Genomic DNA, 15,493 nt, shown 5'->3' with positions numbered 1-15,493 from the left:
ATCACATTATTGCAAATAAGTACAATTTTAATGTTTAAAATTGTACTTTTATTAGCATTCTGTTAGTATTTTTGTCAGCAATTTGATATATGCTTAAATAGGGTAAGTAGGTATTTTTAGTCAGAAAAATAAGATTGATGATTACGAGTGAGAATAAAAAATTTATTGATATACGCGAAGTTATTCACAAAAAAAATGCTGGACTAGCAAAATGGATTCCATCTTTCCTGCTGAACTATCTGAAGAAAACGATCCATGAGGATGAAATCAATGATATCATGACACGCTTTGCCGATTTGCAAGGGCTGGACTTTGTCGACGCGTTAATCAATGATCTGGGGGTAAAAGTGAACTTATACGGCGCAGAAAATATTCCGGTGTCTGATTCGGTAATTTTTGCATCTAACCATCCTCTGGGTGGATTGGATGGTATTGCATTTATGCATGCGATCGGAAAGCATCGTCGGGACGTGAAATTTTTGGTCAATGATATCTTGTTGAATATAGGTAATCTGAGGCCTTTATTTGTGGGGGTGAATAAATTAGGGAGTCAGGGTAAACAAGCCATTTCGGCAATTGAGGAAGCTTACGGTGCGGATGATGCCTTGCTTGTATTTCCCGCGGGGCTAGTTTCTAGAAAGCAGAAAGATGGGCGTATTGAAGACCTGGAATGGAAAAAAAGTTTTATTAGTAAAGCGAAAAAATATAAAAAAGATGTCATTCCGGTACTGATTGACGGCAAAAACTCTAAGTTTTTTTATAATTTTGCAAGGCTTAGACAAAAAATAGGTCTTAAGGTAAACATTGAAATGTTATATTTACCCGATGAAATGTTTGCCCAGCGCGGGCATACCGTTAACATTATAGTAGGAAAGAGAATCCCTTATACAGCGTTTGATCAATCAAAAAACGAAAAGACTTGGGCTGAAGAAGTGAAAAGAAGGGTTTATGGATTAGCTCAAGAAAAATAGAATTTATGCAAGAAATTATACCTCCAGTTGATAGAGAATTATTGAAAGCCGAATTGAATAAGGAGGTTTTTTTACGCTATACCAACAATGGAAATAACGAGATATACTTAATCAACTATCATAACTCACCAAATGTGATGCGTGAGATCGGTCGGTTACGAGAGTTGACGTTCCGTGGCGCAGGAGGAGGTACAGGGCTTTCCATCGATATTGATGAAAACGATACATGCGAAGACTGCTATGATCAATTGATCGCTTGGAATCCTGAAGATGAAGAAGTTGTTGCGGGATATCGCGTGATTAAATGTGCCGAAGCAGGAGAGTCAAACGGTATTCCCAATTTATCTACAGCTCATTATTTTCAGTTTTCTGATCAGTTTACAAAAGATTATTTACCGTATACAATTGAACTGGGCCGATCGTTCGTGCAGCCTAGGTACCAGCCGGCAATTGATAATAGAAAGGGGATTTTTTCGCTAGACAATTTATGGGATGGTTTGGGCGCTTTGGTTATGCTGAACCCTGAAATTAAGTACCTTTTTGGAAAAGTAACGATGTATCCGCATTATAATAAGGATGCTAGAGATATGCTGCTTTACTTTATGGATTACTATTTTCCAGATCATGATAAATTGGTTGTTCCACTTCCTGACCTTGAAATTAAAAATGACTATGATCGTTTTGTGGGTGTTTTTGACGGATTGGATTATAAGGAAGGGTATAAAATATTAAATAGTCATGTCAGGGCATTAGGTGAAAACATTCCACCCTTAATCAATACTTACATGAACTTGTCACCAACGATGAAGTCTTTTGGCACTGCCCGAAATGATGAGTTCGGTACAGTAGAAGAGAAAGGGATATTGATTGTTATTGAAGATGTTTATCCAGTAAAAAAGGAACGACACATGAATACTTTTGAGCGGGACCGTGAATATGGTTGCCGAAAACCAAAACGGGTATAAAATAACAAAGGGATTCAATTTATTGAATCCCTTTGTTATTTTATACTTTATTTATTTTATTAAAATATAGACAACAAATGCTAGCACCGCTCCGGTGATAGGTCCTATAATGGGAATCCATGCATACGACCAATCCGAATCTCCTTTTCCTTTAATTGGCCAGATTGCGTGGAATATACGGGGACCCAAATCCCTTGCAGGGTTAATTGCGTAACCTGTTGTTCCGCCTAATGATAATCCAATAGCCCAAACCAAAAAAGCAACAGGTATGGCACCTAAAGAGCCCATTCCAATAGGTTCAGTCTTTCCATTGATGGTCACATCTTGTCCGGTGATAAAAAAGATGACAAAAATTAAGACGAAAGTCCCGATGATTTCACTCGCTAGATTCGTCGCGGTATTTCGGATGTTTGGGATCGTAGCGAAAACACCTAGTTTTGTGGTAGGGTCGGCTGTGGCATCAAAATGATCTTTGTGTATAATGTAAGTTAGCAATGCTCCACAAAAACCGCCCGCAATTTGGGCAAGAATATAGCCCGGTACTTCTGTCCAGGGTAGCGCTTTATGAAGTGCCATGGCGATTGTCACTGCCGGGTTTAAGTGAGCGCCTGTGTAAGGGCCTGCGAATACGACTCCGATGTATACGGCTAAAGCCCATCCGGTCGTGATGACGATCCAGCCGCTGTTTTCTCCTTTTGTTCCTTTTAAGATCACATTCGCAACAACACCGTTACCAAGAAGTAGAAGGAGTGTGGTGCCGATAAATTCTGCTAAATAATGGTTCATAAGTATTGGTTAGTTTTCGGTCCAGAATTGTAATGCTTTAACACCTTTGGTCCATTGCTTAATAATTTGCTGGGTTTGTTCTTCTTGTTCTTTTTCGGGTTCAAAAAGACGGTCTTGCGCCCAGAATTTTGAAAGTTCTTGTTCGTCCTTCCAAAAGCCAACTGCCAATCCTGCCAGGTAAGCTGCTCCCAGAGCTGTTGTTTCAGTGATTTTAGGTCTAATGACATTGCTGTTCAGTACGTTGGCCTGAATCTGCATCAGAAGATTATTTGCCGTTGCTCCGCCATCCACACGAAGTTCCTTGATCGGTATTCCGCTGTCAGCTTCCATGGCCTTTAAAACATCACTGGTTTGGAGTGAAATAGCTTCCAGTGAAGCTCTGGCAATATGCCCGTTTGTCGTTGCTCGTGTTAGTCCGAATATCGTGCCTTGTGCCCTAGCGTTCCAGTAGGGCGCGCCCAGCCCTGCGAAAGTGGGAATAAAGGTTACTCCACCGTTATCTTTTTCGGAGAGTGCCAACTGTTCAATATCCGCGGATTTGTAAATAATATTAAGATTATCCCGTAGCCATTGAACCAGCGCGCCGCCTATAAATATACTTCCTTCTAAAGCATATTCAGTTTTTCCGTTAATCTTCCAGGCTACGGTTGTCAGTAGGTTGTTTTTGGACATAATTGGCTTATTGCCAATATTCATTAACATGAAACATCCTGTGCCATAAGTATTTTTTACCATGCCTTTTTCAATGCATTGTTGACCAAAAAGTGCTGCTTGTTGATCCCCGGCAATTCCGGCAATTTTGACTTTATGTGCGAAGATTGTTGTTCTGGACTCACCATATATTTCGCTACTTTCCTTCACTTGAGGTAGCATGGAGGCGGGGATATCAAATAATTCAAGAAGCTCGGCATCCCAGTCCATGGTATGGATATTGAACAGAAGTGTACGTGAAGCATTGGTCACATCGGTAATGTGAACATCTCCGCGTGTAAGATTCCATACCAGCCAGGTGTCAATAGTGCCGCAGATCAGCTCACCATTTTGGGCTTTTTCTCTTGCGCCATCGACATGGTCAAGAATCCATTTTATTTTCGTTGCCGAAAAATAAGGATCCAGGATAAGTCCCGTTTTTTTCTGGATCATTTCATGTTTGCCCGATTGACGGAGTTCATCACAATAATCCGCAGTACGTTTATCTTGCCATACAATGGCATTGTAGATCGGTTTGCCGCTTTCCTTTTCCCATACAACAATAGTTTCCCGTTGATTGGTTATTCCGATGGCGGCGATGTTTTTGCCATTCAGTCCGGCCTTTGTTGTTGCTTCGGCGGTGACACCGGCTTGCGTGGACCAGATTTCATGTGGGTCATGTTCCACCCATCCCGGTTTTGGGAAGATTTGTGTGAATTCTTTTTGTGCAATTGAAACGATATTTCTTTCTTTATCAAAAATGATGGCTCTGGAGCTCGTTGTACCCTGATCCATGGCCAAGATGTATTGTTGTTCCATAATTGATTACTGCTGGTTATTTTATATTAGTTTAAGATATAATTTTTTGCAACTTTCTCGAAGTTTTCGATCTGATTTTTTTGCCAGTTCTCGTCTTTGCCTAGTTCTTGAGCGATTATTTTAGCGACTTCAGGAGCTGCGGCAATGGCTGCTCTGGCATCGAGAAATAGAATACGTACACGACGTGAAAGTACGTCTTCTACCGTTTGTGCCAATTCATTGCGAACAGCCCACACCACTTCTGCTTTTTTAAATTCTAGATGATCCACTATTTTTTCATTCCAGACAGGATTTTCTTGCGCGAGCGCATGTATCGCTTCCTGGTCAGCGCCATAAATATACATGTGGTTGCTTCTGTCGGTTGTAGGGATGGCGCTATAAATCTTTTGTGTCGCTGAGTTGCTTTCCTTTTTGGGTAAACAGCCAATTTTAATTGCTTTATCGACTGTATCTTGTCCCATTCTGCGAAAGGTAGTCCATTTTCCTCCAGTTAGCGTCAGTAATTTTGAATCGCTGACAATAACTTTGTGGCTTCGGGAAATTTCTTTGGTTTTGTTGGAATTCCCGGTTGGAGCCGCGAGGGGTCGAAGACCGGCAAATACAGCAAGTGCATCTTGACGGGTGGGCTGCTTGGTGAGATAGCGTCCAGCAGTTTTTAAGATGAAGTCGATTTCTTGTTCGAGTGCTACAGGTTCAAGACTATGTTCGTCAATAGGTGTATCTGTGGTTCCCGCAATAACCCGATTGTGCCATGGAACAAGAAAGAGCACCCGGCCATCGTCCGTTTTAGGGATCATGATCGCATCGTCACCGGGGAGGAAAGATTTGTCAAAAACAAGATGTACACCTTGACTTGGCCTTACCATCTGTTTGGCTTCGGGTTTATCCATTTTTAGAATGTCATCGACAAAAATTCCCGTAGCATTGATGATAGCTTTGCCTTGGATTGTGAAAACTTCTCCAGTGTCAGTATCTTGTGCAATAACACCATTTACTTGGCCTGCATTATTTTTGGTAAGGTTGGTTACGCGTATATAGTTCAATGCTACACCACCCATTTGAATACAGGTTTGTGCAACATTGACCGCGAGTCTTGAGTCGTCAAATTGACCATCCTGATAAACAACGCCGCCATAGAGCCCTTTTGTCCTCACTGTACTGATTCTTCGTTGTGTTTCCTCCTTATTGATATGTATGGATTTTCCTAGACTTAGTTTGCCCGCTAGGAAATCGTATATTTTCATGCCGATGGTGTAGAAAGGGCCGTCAAACCAACTGTAATTAGGAATTATAAAAGATTGATTTTTAACTAGATGAGGTGCGTTTTGCTGTAATAGCCCCCTTTCATGAAGTGCTTCTCTGACTAAGGAGATGTCTCCTTGGGCGAGGTAACGTACACCGCCATGGACAAGCTTTGTTGCTTTGCTGGATGTACCTTTTGCAAAATCGACTTGTTCCAATAATATCGTTTTGAATCCTCTACTAAGTGCATCCAGTGCCACACCTAAGCCACTAGCTCCACCTCCTATCACAATAACATCCCACTCACTTGTGTCTTTTATTCTTTCTATTAATCTTGACCTTTTGAATTCTTTTTGTTTCATTTTGTTTCGTTTTTGGTCCTGAGGTTATATCCCTTAGTATGAATCGTTTTAGCCGATTAGTACTAAGTTATAGTATATTTATGAGATTTTAAAGGAATTTGTTAAAATTATTTAAAAACATTTTATGTTTTATTTTCTTTTGTTTTGTTTTGATATCTATATTTTTAGTGTTTTAAATAGTTCGTTACCACCGATGTTTTTTTGTGAAAATTTTAAAAATAATTAAGGTAACATTGTTACTATGGCCCTATATATGTCGCTTGCCTTTTTTCGAAAAGAACGATATAATGTTTAACCATTATAATAGGCTTATGTTTTGGTTTGGGAAAATGATTTTGTAATTTTAAATCATTAATAATTTGTTGAATAATGAGAAGGATTAAATTGTTGTTTTTAGGAATGGGGGTATTAATGGGTGTCCAATTGCCGCATTCAATTGCCTTTGCGCAGGAAGCCCCGAAGATTCAATCGGAACTTTCCAAGCCATATCATCCAGAGGCTGATGCACAGAAAGACATTGATAGCTTATTGAAATTGGCCAAGAAGGAAAAGAAGAATGTCATTATTCAGGCCGGTGGGAATTGGTGTGTATGGTGTCTGCGATTTAATGATTATATCCATAAAACGGCAAGCATAGACAAATTGTTAAAAAGTCGTTTTCTCTATTATCACCTAAATTATTCGAAAGAAAACAAGAATGAGATGGTTTTTCAGAAGTATGCACCTGAGGGTGGAAAGTTAGGATATCCATTTTTTATTGTATTGGATACAAGCGGAAAGACACTTCATGTACAGGAAAGTGGCAGTCTAGAAAAGGATAAAAGTTATGACGAAGAAAAAGTATTGAAATTTTTCAATGCCTGGGTGGCTAAATAAAAAAATCCTGTCAACTGACAGGATTTTTTTATAATTTTTTATTTATTGGTAGCCCAATAATTTCATGACCTGTTTGGAATTTTGTTCCTCCCCAAAGACTTCATAATTGAAAGTTTCATCTCTATTTCTTCGTACCAATACATGTTTAGGCGAAGGAAGCAGACAATGATGAATTCCACCGTATCCACTCAATACATCTTGATAAGCTCCGGTGTGGAAGAATCCTAGGTATTGTACTTTACGTGTTTTAGGCATAAATACAGAGTTCATGTGTGCTTCCTGATTGTAATAATCCTGGCCATCACAGGTGATCCCACCTAAGTTCACTCGTTCATATTCCGAATCCCAATTGTTGATTGGTAATAAAATGTATTTTTGGTTTAAAGCCCACACGTCCGGTAAGTTGGTGATGAAAGACCCGTCAATCATAAACCAACGTTCGCGATCATTTTGTTGCTTACGTCCCAAAACTTTATAAAGAATTCCTGATGCTTCAGCGACTGTATATTTGCCAAATTCAGTAATGATATCCGGCTCCATGACTTCATGGTGCGCGCAAATCTGTTTGATCCTGTTGACAATTTCATTGACCATATATTCATAATCGAAATCATGTACCAATGAATCCTTAAAAGGCATGCCACCACCAATATCCAAAGTGTCTAAATCAGGATTTATTTTTTTGAATTTACAATAGAGCGTGACGTATTTCTCCAACTCATTCCAGTAATACGGTGTGTCTGATATACCCGAATTAATAAAAAAATGAAGTAGCTTCACCTTAAAATTTGGATTGTCAACAATCTTATTATTGTAAAAGTCGATGACATCTTCTTGGCGAATGCCCAATCTGGAGGTGTAAAATTGAGAATCTGGCTGCTCCTCTGAAGCGACCCGGATCCCCAAAGCACATGGTTCGTCTAATTCAATCTCATCATCATAGAGATTGAATTCCTCCTTATTGTCCAAGACAGGAATAATGTTTGTATAACCATCATGGATCATATCAACAATATACTGTTTGTACTGATAGGTTTTGAATCCATTACAGATGACTGTAATGTCTTTTGTTACGGTACCTTGTCTTTCCAATGAATCGATCATCGGCATGTCAAACGCAGATGAAGTTTCAAGGTGGATATCATTTTTCAAGGCTTCTTCTACAATGTGCTTGAAATGGGAAGATTTAGTACAATAACAGTATTTGTAAGATCCGCGATAGTTGTGTTTCAGAATTGCGGTCTGAAAAAGGATTTTCGCTTGTTGAATTTTTTTGCTGACGATAGGCAAATAGGTAAAACGTAACGGCGTACCGTACGTTTCTATCATTTCCATTAAATTCAAATCGTGGAAATACAATTCGTCGTCGATGATTTCGAATCCGTCCTGGGGAAAACCAACACTTAAGTCAAGAAATTCCTGATAGCTCTGCATTTTTTATTATTTTTGCAAAGATATACTTTAATGGTGAATACCTAAATAAGGAATGTTATTTATTTCCAGTTCACTATCAGGAAGTTGTAAAATTTACAAAATCATTAAATGGCAAATTCTATTCAAAGGCGACTTGTTGAAGTCACAGTACAGGCTGTTAAAGCGCTTTACAATGCAGATATTTTAGAACATCAGATAGCTTTACAAGCGACCCGAAAGGAGTTTGAAGGGCAGATTACGATCGTAACTTTTCCAGTAACGCGCTTCTCAAAATTGTCTCCGGAGCAGACCGGAACAGCAATCGGTACCTATTTACAGCAGCATATTACTGAAATCTCAGACTTCAACGTAATAAAAGGCTTTTTGAATATCGTGCTTTCTGATGACTACTGGGTTTCCTTATTGAACAATACGATTGTTGCCAGAGATTTTGGCATCTTTCCAGCTAATGGAAAGAAGTTAATGGTGGAATATTCTTCGCCGAATACGAATAAGCCTTTACATTTGGGGCACATCCGAAATAATCTATTAGGGTATTCTGTTGCTGAAATTCTCAAAGCCTATGGTTATGAAGTCATCAAAGCCAATTTGGTGAACGATCGTGGTATCCATATTTGTAAGTCCATGTTGGCCTGGCAGAAATTTGGTGCGGGGGAAACGCCGGAATCCACAGGCATGAAGGGTGATCACCTTGTCGGTAAGTATTATGTCGTTTTTGACAAGGAGTATAAAAAAGAAATAGAGTTGCTGAAAGCCGAGGGGCAATCCGAAGATGAGGCGAAAAAGAATGCGCCATTGATGAAAGAGGCTCAGTCTATGCTTCAAAAATGGGAGGCAGGAGACGAAGAGGTAATCAGGCTTTGGAAAACCATGAATAGTTGGGTCTATGCCGGTTTTGAAAAAACCTATAAACAGTTGGGGGTAGACTTTGATAAATATTATTACGAATCCGACACCTATCTTTTGGGTAAAGATATTATTCAGGAGGGACTGGACAAAGGCGTTTTCTTTAAGAAAGAAGACAATTCGGTCTGGATAGATCTGACAGACGAAGGATTAGACCAAAAATTGGTTCTCCGTGGGGATGGTACTTCAGTCTATATTACACAGGATTTGGGTACTGCACAGCTTAAATATGATGAGTTCAAAATGAGTGAATCCATTTATGTTGTCGGTAATGAGCAGGATTACCATTTCAAGGTCTTGTTTTTGATCCTCAAAAAACTGGGTAAATCATGGGCGGATGGTTTGTTCCACTTATCTTATGGCATGGTTGATTTACCTTCCGGTAAAATGAAGTCACGTGAGGGAACGGTTGTGGATGCCGACGACTTGATGGCCGAAATGCTTAAAACAGCACAGGAACGTACGGAAGAACTTGGGAAAACCGAAGGCTTGGCTGAAGATGCCAAGGCTGCGCTTTATAACACCATCGGGATGGGTGCGTTGAAATACTTCTTATTAAAAGTAGACCCAAAGAAACGTCTATTGTTTGATCCAAACGAATCGGTAGATTTTCAAGGTCATACCGGACCTTTTATCCAATATACACATGCACGCATCAAATCTGTTTTGAGTAAGGCTGAATTTGATGCGAATAGTCCGGTATCGGTACTTCCATCAATTTCATCTTATGAGCGTGATCTGATTCAGCAGTTGGGTGCCTTTCCCGAAACTATTGAGGCATCTGCACAGGAATTTAGTCCAGCGCAATTGGCCAATTACGTTTACGAGGTTGCCAAGTTATATAATAAATTTTATCACGAAGAGAGTATATTAAAGGCCGAAGCCAACGATGTAAAGAATTTTAGATTACATCTATCAGCGGCAGCAGCGAAAGTTATCGCCAAAGGAATGGGGTTGTTGGGTATATGTGTGCCGGAAAGAATGTAACGATATGAGGAAGATTCGTGTTGGGCTTATAGGCTTTGGTATTTCAGGACAGGTTTTTCATGCTCCTGTAATGCGTTCTATCGTGGCACTGGAACTTGTAAAGGTTACCGCGCGCAAGGCTGAGCAACAGGCGCTATTGAAAGAGCGCTTTCCGCAAGCGGAGACTGCACTGTCCGCTGATGAAATTTTTGCTGATGAAACCATCGAACTGGTCGTGATTGCTACCTCTAACGATATGCATTATCCAATGGCAAAACGTGCTTTGGAGGCTGGAAAACATGTCGTTGTTGAAAAACCGTTTACAAATACGGTAGAACAGGCAGATGAGTTGATTGCGCTCGCCAGAGAAAAGAATTTGGTGCTTGCTCCCTATCATAATCTGAGATTTACTTCGGATTATCGAACGGTAGAGAAAATTATAAAAGGTGGCCGATTGGGACGGATCGTAAATCTGGAATCAAGATTTGACCGCTTTCGAAATTATTTGAGACCCAATGCATGGCGTGAAGAGAATTTGCCCGGATCAGGTATATTTTACGATTTGGGTCCGCATCTTATCGACCAGGCTTTGCAATTGTTTGGAAAACCGAATGCTGTATTTGCAGACCTTGCGATACAACGGGATCACGCAAAGACCATTGATAATTTTGACTGTATTTTGTACTACGATAATTTGAGAGTTTCGCTCAAAGGATCAATGCTTGCGAAAGAACCGACCCCACGATATCGCCTCTTTGGTATGAACGGAAATTTTGTAAAAAATGGTGTTGATCCCCAAGAAGCATTATTGCGGGACGGTAAGTTCCCTGATGAGGACCCCAATTGGGGCGAAGAGGAGCCCAATATCCATGGTAAACTGAACATTGTTGAAGAAGGTAAAGATGTGGAAGAAATTATTGTATCAGAAAAAGGTTCTTATCCTGACTTTTATCAAAATGTTGCGGATACTATTTTAGGTCAAGCCACCTTAATAGCTTCGCCGGAACAGGCTCGAGATGTGATTCGTATCATCGAACTTGGTTACCAGAGTCAATCGGAAAGACGGGTCATTTCTACAGAAGATCAATTGATTGCTTATTAATATAAGACTGTGAATACATACGATGCGATTATCATTGGCGGTGGTGCCTGTGGTTTAATGTGTGCGGCACAAGCTGGACTGTTGGGAAAGAAAACATTGCTGTTGGAACGCAATGATAAAGTGGGAGCCAAGATCCTGATTTCAGGTGGCGGAAGATGCAATTACACAAATACCGGAACTACAATTGCTAATTTTATCTCTGAAAACCCGGATTTTTTGCACGGCATATTTAAGCAATGGACAGTCGAAGATACCATTGATTTTTTTGAAGCATACGGTATTAAAGGGCAAGAAAAGACTTTAGGGCAATTGTTTCCAGCAACGAATAAAGCGAAAGATATCGTTGCGGTATTTTCGAAAATTCTTTATGAAACTGAACAGGATATAGCGCTCAGCACGCTCGTGAAATCGGTGGAAAAGAATGCTGATGGGTTTACGGTTCATGTAGAAAGTCCGAAAGGAGAGCATCTGTATAAAGCTAAAAAGCTGGTGATTGCTTCAGGGGGGCTCCCGGTTCAGAAGCTGGGTGCATCTGATTTTGGATTACGTATTGCAAAACAGTTTGGCTTGGAGCTTGTTGCTACGGCCCCTGCATTGGTTCCTTTGACAATCACGGGAAAAGATGCAGATTGGTACAGTTCGTTGTCCGGGAACTCCGTGTTCTCCAAAGTATCTGTTGCAGGGATGTCTTTTGAAGAGAATATTCTGTTTACGCACTGGGGATTAAGTGGCCCGGCAATTCTTCAGATATCAAGTTATTGGCGGCCGGGACAGGAAATTATCCTTGATCTGCTGCCTAATTTTAATTTAGATAATCTTATCAAACAAGAGCGCCAAGTCGGGGGAAAGAGGCTTGTTTCACAACTGCTGAATGACTATTTTAGTCGAAAGTTGGTGGATGCGCTCGGTAAATTCCTTGCATTGGATATCAAAATAGCATCCCTGAGCAAAGCTGACGCTAAGTTGATTGTTGATACGGTTCATCGTTTTAAGGTCAAACCTGCAGGTGATAAGGGATATGATAAAGCCGAGGTGATGCGTGGTGGTGTTTCCACAGCGGAATTGCGCGGCAAGACATTAGAATCCAAGAAAATACCCGGTCTTTATTTTGGAGGTGAGACCGTCGATGTTACAGGCTGGCTTGGTGGCTATAATTTCCAATGGGCCTGGGCAAGCGGTTATGTGATTGCGCAAGCTATTTAGCGCCCAAGATAAATAGCCGGCTTACCGGGGAAATGTCCTGAAGGTGAACTGCGGAACGATCATAGCTCAATACCGTTACATACAGATTTTTAGGTAAGACGATTAGAAGCGTGCTGATTCTGTGCGGTATCAGTTGGCTTTTCCGACCGATCTAGATATAATTGAGCTGCCGCAGTTAAACGTTGTCTTATCCGGCTTTGTAAATTGCGCGGAGTCAATACTTTGATCGCTTCGCCAAATCCTAAAATTTCCCGCTCCAATTCAAAATTCAGGACAACATCTATACGGATTAAGACTGATCCGTCCTCCTTTTTGTCTAAAATCTGCTGAGAGGGATGTATCGGTTTGGTTTCTACATAAGGCGCATTTCTGGCGTTGATCTCTAGTATCACACGTTGGCCACGATCTTTTTGTGTTTTAGTAACTCCTATGGTATCGGAAAAGTATCGTTCAAAATCTATTCCTGTATAGGCGATGTATGAATTTTTACCCATCTCCTCAATTGTATTAATTCGGTCCAATGCAAGTGTCATCAAACCCTCGCTTTTTTTATGGTGGCCAATCAGAAACCATCGGTTACGGTATTCTTTTAAGAGATAGGGTGAGAAAATGAGGTCCTGCCGTTGCGTTGCTTTGAAAGACTGGTAACTGATGAGAAGTGGTGTTTTTTCACGAATGGCCTGATGGAGGGGACTAATAAATGATAGCCCCTTCAAAAGATTGTTACTCTCCATTTGGATAATGGCGGGTTGATTGTCTTTTTTAGTGTGTATACTGTCCTCAAGGCGTGCGACTATATCACTCATTTCGTCGAAGCTTGAAAAACCGCTGACATGTTTTAAAACCTCTACAGCTTCCTTCATTTTTTGCATATCTCCAACAGAGATAGGTGAGTTGCTGATACTGTAATTTGGGTCTTCGTAGGTGTAAAATTTGCGATGTGTGACAATAATGGGGGCATTATATCCCAATTTATTGCTTCTCATCAACTGTATATCGCCCTGAATAGTTCGTTTGCTTATACCGTTTTTGATTCCTTCAAATTCATAAAGTGCATCGGAAACCTTTTCCATTAAGTCTTCTAAAGTCCATTTACGGTGTCTTAGACGCAGACAGCTGTCTATTGTTTTGTAACGGATAAGTGCGAGTTTATTTAATGCCATATGTTTACTGATGGAAGTTTAGATGAAAATACAAACTTTATATTATCTACGCAAAGGGACTGCGTAAATTTTAACTGTCTTCAACGCGTTAAAGGAGCAGCATTGAATTTTTAAGGAAATTCGCTGTTTATCCAAGTAAAATAGCTACTTTTGCGGAGAAGCAAACTGGTTCTATCGCTGCTCTTTCGGGAGGAGAGGAAAGTCCGGGCAACATAGAGCGACACGCTTCCTAACGGGAAGGATGCTATCAAAATAGCAGACAGAAAGTGCCACAGAAAATATACCGCTTTTCGGAGTAAGGGTGAAAACGTAAGGTAAGAGCTTACGGTCTTATATGGTAACATATATTACGGTAAACCTCGTGTGTTGAAAGACCAAATAGGTTACGAAATCTGAAGGCTGCTCGTCTTCTTTCAATTTATTGGAATTCGTAATGGGTAGGTTGATTGAGTTTGTCAGCGATGGCAAATCTAGATAAATGATAGAAATTCCACTTCGGTGGTCTACAGAACCCGGCTTACAAGGTTTGCTTCTTTTTCGCTAATTGCTAAAAAAACCTTATATTGATTTCCATAATTGAAAATAGCATAACGCTGAATTTATGAGTACAATTTTAATCATTGACGATGAACGCGCCATCAGAAGTTCTCTGCGTGATATCTTGGAATATGAAGATTATACGATTTTAGATGTTGACAATGGCCGGGATGGATTGGATATTTTAAAAAAAGAAAAGATCAACTTGGTGCTATGTGACATCAAGATGAATAACATGGACGGAATGGAGGTGCTGTCCGAAGCACATCAGACCAGCCCAGACATTCCTTTTATTATGATTTCCGGTCATGGCACGATTGAAACAGCAGTTGAGGCGGCAAAAAAGGGTGCTTTTGATTTCCTTGAAAAACCATTGGATTTAAACCGATTGCTTATTACGGTTCGAAATGCATTGGATAAGAGTTCGCTAGTCACCGAAACCAAGGTATTAAAACGTAAAGTCAGCAGTTCAAAGACAAAAGATATATTGGGTGAATCCGGAGCAATTAAACGGATCAAAGAAACAATAGATCGTGTTGCTCCGACGGAGGCAAGAGTATTGATTACAGGGGCAAATGGTTCGGGTAAGGAGCTTGTGGCCCGTTGGCTGCATGAAAAATCAAATCGTTCACAGGCACCATTGATCGAGGTAAACTGTGCTGCGATTCCTTCGGAACTGATTGAATCCGAATTGTTCGGGCATGAAAAAGGTTCCTTTACTTCGGCGATTAAACAACGGATAGGTAAGTTTGAACAGGCCAGTGGTGGAACATTGTTTTTGGACGAGATAGGTGATATGAGCCTTTCTGCTCAGGCTAAGGTTTTGCGGGCTTTACAGGAACATAAAATTACCAGAGTGGGGGGAGACAAGGAAATTGATGTGAATGTACGTGTTGTCGCTGCAACCAACAAAGATTTGCTAAAAGAAATCGAAGAGGGTAATTTTAGAATGGACTTGTATCACCGTCTTTCGGTAATTTTAATCCATGTGCCGTCATTAATTGATCGCGTTGATGACATCCCTTTGCTTTCCACCAACTTTTGCGAAGAAATATGTATGGAGTACGGCATTCCTGTGAAGGAAATAACGAATGCTGCAATGAAAGAATTGAGCCATCTCCCCTGGACAGGAAATATTCGTGAATTGCGTAATATGATCGAGCGTCTAATTATTTTGAGTGATAAATCCATTACTGATAAAGATGTTGTTGCATTCGCTAATCCTTCGCGTGAGCCAGTAGGTGGAGTTGCCTATGAAAAAGGGGCAGTAAATTATGGGTTGGATATGGATTCGTTTGATTCGTTCCAGGATTATAAGGATCATGCGGAAAAAGAATTTATAAAATATAAATTGGAAAAGAATAATTGGAATGTGTCCAAGACTGCGGATGACCTCGATATACAGCGTAGTCATCTCTATAGTAAAATTGAGAAATTTGGTCTCAAAAGAGATTAATATAAAATAAGGGCT

Annotated in this window: 12 protein-coding genes and 1 other RNA gene; 8 read left to right on the top strand and 5 right to left on the bottom strand. The window is 40.3% G+C overall.

From position 1 onward, the window contains the following. Positions 1 to 137 precede the first annotated feature (137 nt). Positions 138 to 971 (top strand): 1-acyl-sn-glycerol-3-phosphate acyltransferase, encoded by an 834-nt coding sequence (locus tag G6053_RS20890; RefSeq protein WP_108633015.1) that lies wholly within the window; start codon positions 138 to 140, stop codon positions 969 to 971. Positions 972 to 976: 5 nt separating this feature from the next. Continuing rightward, positions 977 to 1,936, top strand: coding sequence for a GNAT family N-acetyltransferase (locus G6053_RS20885; RefSeq protein ID WP_108633016.1), 960 nt, complete (start codon positions 977 to 979; stop codon positions 1,934 to 1,936). A 51-nt stretch (positions 1,937 to 1,987) separates the two neighbouring features. On the opposite strand, the gene G6053_RS20880 is transcribed toward G6053_RS20885, so the two are convergent. The 3 genes from G6053_RS20880 to G6053_RS20870 are packed head-to-tail and all read right to left on the bottom strand — an operon-like array spanning position 1,988 to position 5,835. Beyond that, complete coding sequence (locus G6053_RS20880; protein WP_165308295.1) at positions 1,988 to 2,722, bottom strand: MIP/aquaporin family protein; 735 nt, start codon at positions 2,720 to 2,722, stop codon at positions 1,988 to 1,990. A gap of 9 nt (positions 2,723 to 2,731) precedes the next feature. After that, on the bottom strand, positions 2,732 to 4,231 hold the full coding sequence (glpK, locus tag G6053_RS20875) for a glycerol kinase GlpK (protein ID WP_108633018.1): 1,500 nt from the start codon (positions 4,229 to 4,231) through the stop codon (positions 2,732 to 2,734). A 26-nt stretch (positions 4,232 to 4,257) separates the two neighbouring features. Beyond that, entirely contained in the window at positions 4,258 to 5,835 is a 1,578-nt protein-coding gene (locus G6053_RS20870; protein WP_165308293.1) for a glycerol-3-phosphate dehydrogenase/oxidase, read from the bottom strand. Positions 5,836 to 6,204: 369 nt separating this feature from the next. Here G6053_RS20870 and G6053_RS20865 point away from each other — a divergent pair, with 369 nt between their 5' ends. Then, a complete protein-coding gene (locus G6053_RS20865; protein ID WP_165308291.1) occupies positions 6,205 to 6,711 on the top strand; it encodes a thioredoxin family protein in 507 nt (168 codons plus the stop codon). A 42-nt stretch (positions 6,712 to 6,753) separates the two neighbouring features. On the opposite strand, the gene G6053_RS20860 is transcribed toward G6053_RS20865, so the two are convergent. Then, positions 6,754 to 8,145 carry an arginine decarboxylase gene (locus G6053_RS20860; protein WP_104380843.1) on the bottom strand — a complete coding sequence of 464 codons (1,392 nt, stop codon included), beginning with the start codon at positions 8,143 to 8,145 and terminating at the stop codon, positions 6,754 to 6,756. Between the two features lie 108 nt (positions 8,146 to 8,253). Here G6053_RS20860 and argS point away from each other — a divergent pair, with 108 nt between their 5' ends. The 3 genes from argS to G6053_RS20845 are packed head-to-tail and all read left to right on the top strand — an operon-like array spanning position 8,254 to position 12,322. Next, on the top strand, positions 8,254 to 10,038 hold the full coding sequence (gene argS / locus G6053_RS20855; RefSeq protein WP_165308289.1) for an arginine--tRNA ligase: 1,785 nt from the start codon (positions 8,254 to 8,256) through the stop codon (positions 10,036 to 10,038). A 4-nt stretch (positions 10,039 to 10,042) separates the two neighbouring features. Beyond that, positions 10,043 to 11,119: an oxidoreductase gene (locus tag G6053_RS20850; protein ID WP_165308287.1), complete on the top strand. Its 1,077-nt coding sequence runs from the start codon at positions 10,043 to 10,045 to the stop codon at positions 11,117 to 11,119. A gap of 9 nt (positions 11,120 to 11,128) precedes the next feature. Continuing rightward, positions 11,129 to 12,322: an aminoacetone oxidase family FAD-binding enzyme gene (locus G6053_RS20845; RefSeq protein ID WP_277603183.1), complete on the top strand. Its 1,194-nt coding sequence runs from the start codon at positions 11,129 to 11,131 to the stop codon at positions 12,320 to 12,322. An 89-nt stretch (positions 12,323 to 12,411) separates the two neighbouring features. Here G6053_RS20845 and G6053_RS20840 read toward each other — a convergent pair whose 3' ends face one another. Beyond that, positions 12,412 to 13,485, bottom strand: a complete 1,074-nt coding sequence (locus tag G6053_RS20840) for a WYL domain-containing protein (protein ID WP_165308285.1) — start codon at positions 13,483 to 13,485, stop codon at positions 12,412 to 12,414. Between the two features lie 158 nt (positions 13,486 to 13,643). On the opposite strand from G6053_RS20840, the gene rnpB reads away from it, so the two are divergent. Beyond that, positions 13,644 to 14,021, top strand: an RNA gene (rnpB, locus tag G6053_RS20835) — RNase P RNA component class A. 65 nt (positions 14,022 to 14,086) lie between these two features. Next, entirely contained in the window at positions 14,087 to 15,478 is a 1,392-nt protein-coding gene (locus tag G6053_RS20830) for a sigma-54 dependent transcriptional regulator (protein ID WP_108633026.1), read from the top strand. Positions 15,479 to 15,493 lie beyond the last annotated feature (15 nt).

The organism is Sphingobacterium sp. DR205, assembly GCF_011064245.1.
GTDB lineage: Bacteria > Bacteroidota > Bacteroidia > Sphingobacteriales > Sphingobacteriaceae > Sphingobacterium > Sphingobacterium athyrii.
Note: the sequence above shows the minus strand (reverse complement) of the source record. Positions and strands in the feature narration are given on the sequence as shown.